Source organism: Streptomyces thermovulgaris, from assembly GCF_002155915.1.
Lineage (GTDB): Bacteria > Actinomycetota > Actinomycetes > Streptomycetales > Streptomycetaceae > Streptomyces > Streptomyces thermovulgaris.
The window spans coordinates 1-11,168 of record NZ_MUME01000218.1 but is presented as its reverse complement, the minus strand read 5'-3'; the positions used below and the strand labels follow the sequence as shown (position 1 = coordinate 11,168).

At 68.5% G+C, this 11,168-nt stretch carries 8 protein-coding genes; 7 read left to right on the top strand and 1 reads right to left on the bottom strand.

Annotation, left to right across the window (positions count from 1 at the left end; all coding sequences use genetic code 11):
• Positions 1–225, bottom strand: a 225-nt coding sequence (locus tag CCN35_RS17740) for a hypothetical protein (protein WP_086793468.1), incomplete at its 3' end; no start/stop codon positions are given.
• A gap of 548 nt (positions 226–773) precedes the next feature.
• Between CCN35_RS17740 and CCN35_RS17735 the strand changes: the two genes are divergently transcribed.
• The 7 genes from CCN35_RS17735 to CCN35_RS17705 all read left to right on the top strand — a co-directional run.
• A complete protein-coding gene (locus tag CCN35_RS17735) occupies positions 774–2,999 on the top strand; it encodes an ABC transporter family substrate-binding protein (protein ID WP_086793466.1) in 2,226 nt (741 codons plus the stop codon).
• Positions 3,000–3,161: 162 nt separating this feature from the next.
• Complete coding sequence (typA, locus tag CCN35_RS17730) at positions 3,162–5,069, top strand: translational GTPase TypA (protein WP_067397582.1); 1,908 nt, start codon at positions 3,162–3,164, stop codon at positions 5,067–5,069.
• Between the two features lie 658 nt (positions 5,070–5,727).
• Positions 5,728–7,344 (top strand): peptide ABC transporter substrate-binding protein, encoded by a 1,617-nt coding sequence (locus CCN35_RS17725; protein ID WP_086793464.1) that lies wholly within the window; start codon positions 5,728–5,730, stop codon positions 7,342–7,344.
• 200 nt (positions 7,345–7,544) lie between these two features.
• Complete coding sequence (locus CCN35_RS17720; RefSeq protein WP_067397584.1) at positions 7,545–8,474, top strand: ABC transporter permease; 930 nt, start codon at positions 7,545–7,547, stop codon at positions 8,472–8,474.
• Complete coding sequence (locus CCN35_RS17715) at positions 8,467–9,426, top strand: ABC transporter permease (RefSeq protein ID WP_086793462.1); 960 nt, start codon at positions 8,467–8,469, stop codon at positions 9,424–9,426. The genes CCN35_RS17720 and CCN35_RS17715 overlap by 8 nt, the downstream gene beginning before the upstream one ends.
• Positions 9,427–9,437: 11 nt before the next feature.
• The gene (locus CCN35_RS17710) at positions 9,438–10,496 is read left to right on the top strand and encodes an ABC transporter ATP-binding protein (RefSeq protein WP_067397586.1); all 1,059 of its coding nucleotides are present in this window, start codon (positions 9,438–9,440) and stop codon (positions 10,494–10,496) included.
• The coding region (locus CCN35_RS17705) for an ATP-binding cassette domain-containing protein (protein ID WP_143631610.1) at positions 10,489–11,168 on the top strand (680 nt) is incomplete at its 3' end. The genes CCN35_RS17710 and CCN35_RS17705, both read left to right, overlap by 8 nt.

Here is an 11,168-nt window from a genome sequence, read left to right as displayed (position 1 = left end):
GTCGTAGGGGGTGTCGGAGAGGGTGACGAGGGTGGGGCGCTGTGCGGGGGTGGAGCTCCGGGAGGCCTCGCGCAGCAGGGCGACGCTGTCGCGCAGGTGCTGCGCGTCGATGCGCACGCGGCGCATCTCCGGCCCGTTGCCGAGCCGGTGCTCCAGCCGACCCACCGACCGCAGCAGGTCCTCGAGGGCGCGCTGGGCCGATGCCAGGTCGTCGTGCACGGACATGACGTGACCTCACTTCCGCGGGCCGTGCGGCGGCCCTGGACGGCAACGTGCATGCGTCTGCGAGTGCTGCGCGTCACACTGCCGGTGGGAAGGGGAGGTGCGGCGATGGGCGGACAGCGCACCCCCGCACCTGCCCGCTGCGTTCTGTTCTCTGTTTCCGCTGCTCTTGCCGTTCTTGCCGTTCTTGCTGCTCCGGCCGGGGCGCTGCGTGCCGCCGGGTGCCGGTTCGGCGGCGCGCTCGGTGATGCGCTGTGCGCATAGGTGATGCGCACGCGGTGATGCGCCCGGTGCGCGAGCGATGCACATGTCGTGCACGCGTCGTGCGCACCCGGTGCGGCGTTCGGCGGGTGCTCTGTGCGCCGGAGGGCGGGTTGCGCCGGGCGGGTGGCCTTCCGGTCCCGTGCCGCCGTGTCGCCTCCGGCCGACGAACCGTTTCCTTTTCAGTGGGCCGTAGATCTGATGAGCACCAAAATACCGCCACCTGTGACATTTCCCACCCCGGTTCCCACCCGGCCATCGGCGGCAGCGGCTCCACGGAGGTAGCACAGATGTCCTACGACGGTGTCGGGCTCGGCTCGGCCATGCGCTCGGCCGCCCTCCTGACCGCGGGCGCCCTCGCGGTGCACCTCCTGGCCGGCTGCGGTTCCGGTGACGACGGCAACAAGCCGCTGGCCGGACAGGACATCGCCCCCGCGGCCCGCCACGAGATCGCCGACGGGGGCACGCTGCGCTGGGCCGTGGACGCGATGCCGCAGACGCTGAACACCTTCCAGGTGGACGCCGACGCCGGCACCGCCCGGATCGCCCAGGCGGTGCTGCCGGCCATGTTCCGGATGGACGAGAGGGGCCGCCCGCAGCTCGACGAGAACTATCTGGAGTCGGCCCGGGTGGTGGAGACCGAGCCCAAGCAGATCGTCGTCTACCGGCTCAACCAGCAGGCCGTCTGGAGCGACGGCCGCACGATCGACGCCGAGGACTTCGCCGCCCAGTGGCGTGCCCTGTCCGGCAAGGACTCCGCGTACTGGAGTGCCCGCAACGCCGGCTACGACCGCATCCAGAAGGTCGAGCGCGGTGCCAGCTCCCGGGAGGTCCGGGTCACCTTCGCCCGCCCCTACGCCGACTGGCGGTCCCTGTTCTCGCCGCTGTACCCGAAGGACGTGATGGGCGCCGCGGACTCCTTCAACGACGGTGCCCGCACCCAGCTGAAGGTCACCGCGGGTCCGTTCACCGTGCGGAAGGTCGACGACAAGAACAAGGACGTCGTCCTCGCCCGCAACCCGCGCTGGTGGGGCCGTCCGGCCAAGCTGTCCGAGATCGTGCTGCACGAGGTGCCGCGCGACAAGCGGGTCGCGGCGCTCGCCGACGGCTCCGTGGACGTGGCCGACATCGACCCCGCCGACGTCCCCCGGATCACGGCCGCCGGTGCCCGGGCGGGCTCGCCCTTCCCGGGCGCCTCCGACAGCCGCACCGCCGCCACGGCACTGCGTGTCTGGGCCCTGGAGCACGGCACCGAGAGCGAGGACACCGACCAGGAGCTGCGCGCCCTGAAGAAGGAGAACGAGGCGCTCGCCGCCCGGCTGCGGCAGCAGCAGGCGCTCGGCGCCTTCCAGGTGCGCAAGTCGCTGGAGCCCGCCTACACCCAGCTCGCCCTCAACGGCGAGGGAGGCCCCCTGGCCGACGAGCGGGTCCGTCACGCCGTGGCGCACGCGCTGAACCGCAAGGAGATCGCCGAACTCGTCCTGAAGCCGCTCGGCCTGCCCGCGTCCCCGGTCGGCAGCCACCTCGCCCTGGCCGGGCAGAGCGCCTACGCCGACAGCAGCGACGCCCTCGGGGGCCAGGACACCGCCCAGGCCCTCTCCCTGCTCGCGGACGCGGGCTGGGTGCCCGGACCGGCCGGGGAGAAGGCCGGGGAGAAGAAGGACGCGAAGAAGGAGGAGAAGAAGAGCGGGGCGGCCGGCGCCCAGAGCTCCTCGGACGGCGGCGACGACAGCGACGACGGCACGTACATCGTCGGCGTGCACGGCCCGGAGACCGACGACGGCGACAGCGACGACGACAGGACATCCGCCGAGGACCGCCGGGACGGCGACCGGGACGACCGGAACGGCACCGAGCGGCCGGCGCCGGGCGACCGGCGGTACACCGACGGCCGTCTCGGGCCGGGCGGCGCACCCGGTGCCTACGCCCCCAAGGGCACCGCGGCGCCGGCCGGCGCCGCCTCGGGCCCGCTGGCCAAGGACGGCAAGCCGCTCACGCTCCGCTTCGTGGTGCCCGCCGGGCCGGGCACCGACACCCTCGGCAAGGTCGCCGAGCGGATCACGGCCATGCTGAAGAGGATCGGCATCACCACGGAGATCAACAAGGTCTCCGACGAGAGCTACTTCCGGGACCACATCGCCTCCGGCCAGTACGACCTGGCGCTGTACTCCTGGCCCTCCTCCGCCTTCCCGGCCACCGACGCCCGCCCCATCTACGCCAAGCCCGTCCCGGCCGCCGACGGCTCCCTCAACGTCCAGCAGAACTACACCCGCGTCGGCACCGACCAGATCGACCAGCTCTTCGACCAGGCCGTCGCGACCCTGGACGAGGACGAGCAGCGCGGTCTGCTCCGCAGGGCCGACGCCCGCATCTGGGCGGCGGCCGGCTCGATCCCCCTCTACCAGCGCCCCCAGCTGACGGCCGTCCGCAAGGACCTGGCGAACGTCGGCGCCTTCGGTTTCAGGACCCCGGTCTACGAGGACATGGGCTTCTTGAAGAAGGGCGTGAAGCGGTAGGGGCGCCGAGGGGCGGGGAGCGGCAGGGCGTCACGGGGCCCGCGGACCACCTCCGCGGGCCCCGTACCATGGGGTGAGGCCGTGGCATGTTCAGCCCGGCAGGGCCCGCGTAACACCGACGTAAGCGCAGGTCTTCCGCACACTCCGGGAGTACCCCTCACTATGGCCACGCGCCACGACATCCGTAACGTCGCCATCGTCGCCCACGTCGATCACGGCAAGACCACCATCGTCGACGCCATGCTCAAGCAGGCCGGTGCCTTCGCCGCGCACCGGCTCGACCAGGTCGACGAGCGGGTGATGGACTCGAACGACCTGGAGCGTGAGAAGGGCATCACGATCCTCGCCAAGAACACGGCGGTGAAGTACCACCCCAAGGAAGGCGGGGACCCCGTCACGATCAACATCGTCGACACCCCCGGCCACGCCGACTTCGGCGGCGAGGTGGAGCGCGCCCTGTCGATGGTCGACGGCGTCGTCCTGCTCGTGGACGCCTCCGAGGGCCCGCTGCCGCAGACCCGCTTCGTGCTGCGCAAGGCGCTGCAGGCCCGTCTGCCCGTCGTTCTCTGCATCAACAAGACGGACCGCCCCGACGCCCGGATCGACGAGGTGGTCGACGAGACGTACGACCTGTTCCTGGACCTGGACGCCGACGAGGACCAGATCGAGTTCCCGATCGTCTACGCCTGCGGGCGGGAGGGCGTCGCCTCGCTCACCAAGCCCCAGGACGGGACGGTCCCCGCCGACTCCACCGACCTGGAGCCGTTCTTCTCCACGATCCTCGAGTACATCCCGGCGCCCACCTACGACGAGAACGCCCCTCTCCAGGCCCACGTCACCAACATCGACGCGGACAACTTCCTCGGCCGTATCGCGCTGCTGCGCGTGGAGCAGGGCGAGCTGCGCAAGGGGCAGACGGTCGCCTGGATCAGGCGCGACGGTTCCGTGCAGAACGTGCGGATCTCCGAGCTGATGATGACCGAGGCGCTCACCCGCAAGCCCGCCGAGAAGGCCGGACCGGGTGACATCTGCGCCGTCGCCGGCATTCCGGACATCATGATCGGTGAGACGCTGGCCGACCCGGAGAACCCGGTCGCGCTGCCGCTGATCACGGTCGACGAGCCGGCGATCTCCATGACCATCGGCACCAACACCTCCCCGCTGGTCGGCCGGGGCGCCACCGGCAAGGGCGCCGACGCGAAGTCCGTGGTCAAGGACCGCAAGGTCACCGCCCGCCAGGTCAAGGACCGCCTGGACCGCGAGCTCATCGGCAATGTGTCGCTGCGGGTGCTGGACACCGACCGCCCCGACGTCTGGGAGGTCCGGGGCCGCGGCGAGCTGGCGCTGGCCATCCTGGTCGAGACCATGCGCCGTGAGGGCTACGAGCTGACCGTGGGCAAGCCGCAGGTCGTCACCAAGGAGATCGACGGCAGGACGTACGAGCCGGTCGAGCGGCTGACGATCGACGTGCCCGAGGAGCACATGGGCGCGGTCACCCAGCTGATGGGAGTGCGCAAGGGCCGGATGGACAACATGTCCAACCACGGCTCCGGCTGGGTCCGCATGGAGTTCGTCGTGCCCTCCCGCGGTCTGATCGGCTTCCGCACCGAGTTTCTGACCCAGACCCGCGGCACGGGGATCGCCCACTCCGTCCACGAGGGCTTCGAGCCCTGGTTCGGCCCGCTGCAGACGCGGAGCACCGGGTCCCTGGTCGCCGACCGTGCCGGTGTCGTCACCGCCTTCGCGATGATCAACCTCCAGGAGCGCGGGGTGCTCTTCGTGGAGCCGGGCACCGAGGTGTACGAGGGCATGGTCGTCGGCGAGAACTCCCGCTCCGACGACATGGACGTCAACATCACCAAGGAGAAGAAGCTCACCAACATGCGGTCCTCGACCGCCGAGGTGGCCGAGTCGATCGTCCCGCCGCGCAAGCTCTCCCTGGAGCAGGCGCTGGAGTTCTGCCGCGACGACGAGTGCGTCGAGGTGACCCCGGAGGCGACCCGCATCCGCAAGGTCGTCCTCGACCAGCGCGCCCGCGCCCGCGCCGCGAGCCGCGCCAAGCACGGCTGAGGTCTCCCGACGGCCGCACCGGGCCGGGTGTCCCGCACGGCGGGGCGCCCGGCCCGGTGCGTGCGGGCGGGGGTGTGCCCCGTGTGCGGGCGAGAAGTGTAGGGAAAACCCTTCGGACTGGCTCGGAATCGCCACAGGACGGCTGATTCGCACTACCTTGCTGCGGGGCACGCCTACCCGGAACACAGTGAGAGGCCTTAACCGAATGGCTTGGTCCTGGCGCCCGTTGGCGGAGACGGGGCAGCGCAACGGGCGCGCGCTGTGCACGGTGTGGCACACGCGTCTGCGACGGCATACGACCACCACCGTAGACCGCAATCGATTTTCACCTGCCAACTGTCCGATATTCGGACGCGTGAGGCCGATAGATGTGTAACAAGTCCGTTTCGCAGGGGTCTTTCGCCAAACCCTTTGTCCGGATTTTGGAAGAAGTGGGCGGCAGGTGTGATCGAACCGAGACCTCAGGGGTGTGGTCGGTCGGTGGTCGATAGCAGATAGTTAGGCGCGTAGAGCTCGGATGAGCGAGTCACCCTGTGCAGTGGCAGCGGGCGACGGCGTACGAGCGTGCGGGGGCACTCGACCTTCTCCGGTTTGCATGTCGGCGGAGCGTCGTGTGCCCACTCTTGTGGTGAACAACAGGATTCATGAGGAGGAACCCATGCGCGGTGCCAGGAGCGCCAAGTGGGTCGCGGGGGCAATCGTCGTCGCGCTTGCCGCGACTGCCTGTGGTGGCGGCAGCGATGACAAGGGCGATTCGTCGAAGAAGGGCGCTCTTGCCGGCTACGTCTCGATCGACGTCGGCGAGCCGCAGAAGCCGCTGGTGCCGGCCGACACCAACGAGAGCAACGGCGGCTACGTCATCCGGGCCCTGTTCACGCAGCTGCTGGACTTCGACGAGAAGGGCGAGATCGTCTACACCAACGCGGAGTCCGTGACCACCAAGGACTCCAAGACCTGGACGGTCAAGCTCAAGGAGGGCTGGAAGTTCCACAACGGCGAGCCCGTCACCGCGCAGTCGTACGTCGACGCCTGGAACTGGTACGCGAACTCCAAGAACAACCAGCAGAACGCCTTCTGGTTCTCGGACATCGTCGGCTACGAGGACGTCCACCCGGACAAGGGCGAGCCCAAGAGCGACAAGATGTCGGGCCTGAAGGTCGTGGACGACACCACCTTCACCATCGAGCTGAAGGACCAGGTCCCCTACTTCAACTACAAGCTGGGCTACACCACCTTCGCCCCGCTGCCGAAGGTCTTCTACGACGACCCGAAGGCGTTCGGCCAGAAGCCGATCGGCAACGGCCCGTACCAGTTCGAGAAGTGGACCCACAAGAAGCTGATCCAGGTCAAGGCCTGGGACGGCTACAAGGGCCCGAACAAGGCCCAGAACAAGGGCATCCAGTTCAAGCACTACGCCACCCCCGAGGCGGCGTACCAGGACGTCGTCTCCGGCAACCTGGACATCATCAAGCAGGTCGGCCCGACGGACCTGCCGAAGTACAAGCAGGACCTCGGCGACGGCGCCCTCGACCAGCCGTACGCCGCCATCCAGACGCTGGTGCCGGCCTTCTACTCCAAGACGTTCAAGGGCGTCGACCCGAAGGTCCTCCAGGGCCTGTCCATGGCGATCGACCGTGACACGATCACCAAGACCGTCCTGAACAACACCCGCATGCCCGCGACGAGCTTCACCCCGCCGCAGGTCAAGGGCAACCAGCAGCTGGACACGGACATCTTCAAGTACGACCCGGCCAAGGCCAAGAAGCTCATCAAGGAGGGCGGCGGCGTCCCGGGCAACAAGATCTGGATCCAGTACAACACCGACGGTGGTCACAAGGAGTGGGTGACCGCGGTCTGCGAGTCGATCCGCAACGCCACCGGCGTCGACTGCGTCGGCGACCCGAAGCCGGACTTCGCCACCGACCTCGAGGCGCGTGACAACAACGAGGTCAAGTCGATGTACCGCGGCGGCTGGGTGGCCGACTACCCGATCAACATCAACTTCCTCAAGGAGCTCTACCACTCCAAGGCCGAGTCCAACAACGGTCGCTTCTCCGACAAGGAGATCGACAAGCTGATGGAGAAGGGGGACAACGCCTCGTCCCTGGAGGAGGCGGTCAAGGCCTACCAGGAGGTCGAGAAGAAGCTCGTCGACAAGATGCCGTCCATCCCGCTGTGGTACTACCGCATCAACGGTGGTCACGGGAAGAACGTCGACAACGTGACGATCAACTACCAGGGCGACATCCAGCTGCACAAGGTCACCGTCAAGTAAGCGAGCCTGCGGGCCTTTCCCCCCTCGGCCGTCAGTCCGCCGCCGCCGGTCGTCCGACCGGCGGCGGCGGAGGCCGCAGGACCGTCCTGTCCCCCCGCTCCCTCCTCGGCCTTCGGTTCCCGCGAAGGTGCGGAGAACTGCACGGAGGGTTCCTCTTCCGGACGGCCCTCGGCTGCAGTTATCCCACACGGAGGCACCTCATGGGGCGTTATGTCGCACGACGACTGCTCCAGATGATCCCGGTATTCATCGGGTCAACTTTCCTGATCTTCATGATGATGTACGTCCTGCCCGGTGACCCCGTGAGGGCGCTCATGGGAGAGCAGGCGTTCGACCCGACCCTGGTCGAGAAGATGAGACACGACCTCGGACTCGACCAGCCCTGGTGGTGGCAGTACGGCCACTACCTGGCCGGTCTGTTCCAGGGCGACTTCGGCACCGAAATCGCGAGCAAGCGGGAGATCTCGGAGATCATCGCCGCCGCGTTCCCGGTGACCATCCGTCTCACCCTCTTCGCGTTCACCTTCACGGCGGTCGTCGGGATCGGCCTCGGCATCATCGCCGGGCTCCGCCCGGACTCGGTCCAGGACCGCGGGCTGCTGACCCTCACGCTGATCCTGATCTCGATGCCCTCCTTCGTGCTGGGTTACCTGCTGCAGTACTTCTTCGCCTTCCAGCTCCAGATGGTCACCCCGACCGTGCAGGACTCCGAGAACTTCGGCGACCTCCTCCTGCCCGCGGTCGTCCTGGGGTCCCTCTCCCTGGCGTACGTGGCCCGGCTGACCCGTACGTCGATGGTGGAGAACCTGAGGGCCGACTACATGCGCACCGCCGTGGCCAAGGGGCTGCCGCGCCGGCGGATCGTCGGCGTGCACCTGATGCGCAACTCCCTGATTCCCGTGGTCACCTTCCTCGGCACCGACATCGGCAACCTGATGACCGGCGCCATCGTGACCGAGGGCATCTTCAACGTGCAGGGTGTCGGCAACGCCATCTTCGAGGCCCTGACCCGCAGGGAGGGCGCCACGGTCGTGGGCATCGCCTCACTGATCGTGATCGTCTACCTGTTCACCAGCCTGATCGTCGACCTGCTCTACGCGGTCCTGGACCCGAGGATCCGGTATGCCTGAGAAGACTGCTGACAAGGTCGAACTGTCCAAGGCGACCGCCGCGGAGTCCGAGGCCGCCGCTCCCGAGACGGCGACGCCCGCTGCGGCGAAGGCCCGCAGCCTCTGGTCCGACGCCTGGTACGACCTGCGCCGCAACCCGCTGTTCCTGATCTCGTCCGTGCTGATCGTGCTGCTGCTGGTGATGGCGTTCGCACCGTCGCTGTTCACCAGCGCCTCGCCGCGCGACGCCGATCTGGCCAAGCACTACCTCCAGCCCCCCAACTGGAGCCACTTCTTCGAGCCCGACTGGTTCGGCTACGACGGCCAGGGACGTTCCATCTACGCCCGCGTCGTCCACGGAGCCCGTGCCTCGATCCTGGTGGGCGTCGGCGTGACCCTGCTGGTGACCATCCTCGGCACCGCGGTCGGCATGACCGCCGGCTACTTCGGCGGCCTGGTCGACGCCCTGCTCTCCCGGATCACCGACGTGTTCATGGGCATCCCGTACATGCTCGGCGCCCTGGTCATCCTGACCACCTTCGCCGAGCGCAAGATCTGGGTCGTCATCGCGGCCATGGCCTTCCTCGGGTGGACGACGATCGCCCGTGTGGCCCGTGGCGCGGTGGTCACCATCAAGCAGTCCGACTACGTCGTCGCGGCCCGGGCGCTCGGCGCCTCCACCACGCGCATCATGCTCAAGCACATCCTGCCCAACGCGCTCGCCCCCATCATCGTCGTGGCGACCATCGCGCTGGGCGGCTACATCGCGGCCGAGGCCACGCTGTCCTTCCTCGGCATCGGCCTCGCCGAGCCCACGGTCTCCTGGGGCGTGGATGTGGCCACGGGCAAGCAGCAGCTGCGCAACGCACCGTACGTTCTGATCATTCCCTCGGTCATGGTGTCGATCACGGTGCTCTCGTTCCTGATGTTCGGCGATGCGGTACGCAACGCCCTCGACCCCAAGCTGCGCTGAGGGAGGCGTACGTGACCATCCTCGACAAGACCGCGGACGTTCCCGCCCCCCGTCCGGAGGCCGACTCCGGCGCTCCGCTGCTCGAAGTCCGTGACCTGCACGTGGAGTTCAAGACCCGGGACGGTGTCGCCAAGGCCGTCAACGGTGTCAACTACACGGTCAACGCCGGTGAGACGCTCGCCGTGCTCGGCGAGTCCGGCTCCGGCAAGTCCGTGACCGCACAGGCGATCATGGGCATCCTCGACATGCCGCCCGGCCGGATCCCCAAGGGGGAGATCCTCTTCCGGGGCCAGGACCTGCTGAAGATGCCCGAGGACGAGCGGCGGAAGATCCGCGGCCGGAAGATCGCCATGATCTTCCAGGACGCGCTGTCCTCGCTGAACCCGGTGCTCTCCGTGGGCTACCAGCTCGGCGAGATGTTCCGGGTCCACCTGGGCCTGTCCAAGAAGGAGGCCAAGGCCAGGGCCATCGAGCTGATGGACCGGGTCAAGATCCCCGCGGCGGCGGCACGGGTGGGGGACTACCCGCACCAGTTCTCCGGCGGTATGCGCCAGCGCATCATGATCGCCATGGCGCTGGCCCTGGAGCCCGACCTGATCATCGCCGACGAGCCCACCACGGCGCTCGACGTCACCGTCCAGGCCCAGGTGATGGACCTGCTCGCGGAGCTGCAGCGCGAGTACAACATGGGCCTGATCCTGATCACCCACGACCTGGGTGTGGTCGCGGACGTCGCCGACAAGATCGCGGTGATGTACGCGGGCCGCATCGTCGAGACCGCCCCCGTGCACGAGCTGTACAAGCGGCCCGCGCACCCCTACACCCAGGGCCTTCTCGACTCGATCCCGCGCCTGGACCAGAAGGGCCAGGAGCTCTACGCAATCAAGGGCCTGCCGCCCAACCTCACCCGCATCCCGTCCGGCTGTGCCTTCAACCCGCGCTGCCCCAAGGCGCAGGACATCTGCCGTACGGAGATCCCGGCCCTGGTGCCCGTCACCGAGCAGGACGGCACCGAGCTGGTCGGCCGCGGCAGTGCGTGCCACTTCTGGAGGGAGACCATCCATGGCTGAGCTCAAGAAGAAGGACGAGCAGCCGCAGGGCGCCGTGGACGCGACCCCGAACGTCACCGAGGTGGACGTCGTCAAGGCCGGCAGCGAGGAGGAGGCGGTCAGCGCGCTCGAGGCGCCCGTCGAGCGCGGCGAGCCGATCCTCCAGGTGCGCAACCTGGTCAAGCACTTCCCGCTGACCCAGGGCATCCTGTTCAAGAAGCAGATCGGAGCGGTCAAGGCGGTCGACGGGGTCTCCTTCGACCTGTACCAGGGCGAGACCCTCGGCATCGTGGGCGAGTCCGGCTGCGGCAAGTCCACCGTCGCCAAGCTGCTGATGAACCTGGAGCAGGCGACCGCCGGCGAGATCTTCTACAAGGGCCAGGACATCACCAGGCTGTCGGGCAGGGCCCTGAAGGCGGTGCGCCGCAACATCCAGATGGTGTTCCAGGACCCGTACACCTCGCTCAACCCGCGGATGACGGTGGGCGACATCATCGGCGAGCCCTTCGAGATCCACCCCGAGGTGGCCCCGAAGGGCGACCGCCGGCGCCGGGTGCAGGAGCTGCTGGACGTCGTCGGTCTCAACCCGGAGTACATCAACCGCTATCCGCATCAGTTCTCCGGCGGTCAGCGTCAGCGCATCGGCATCGCCCGGGCGCTGGCCCTGCGCCCGGAGATCATCATCTGCGACGA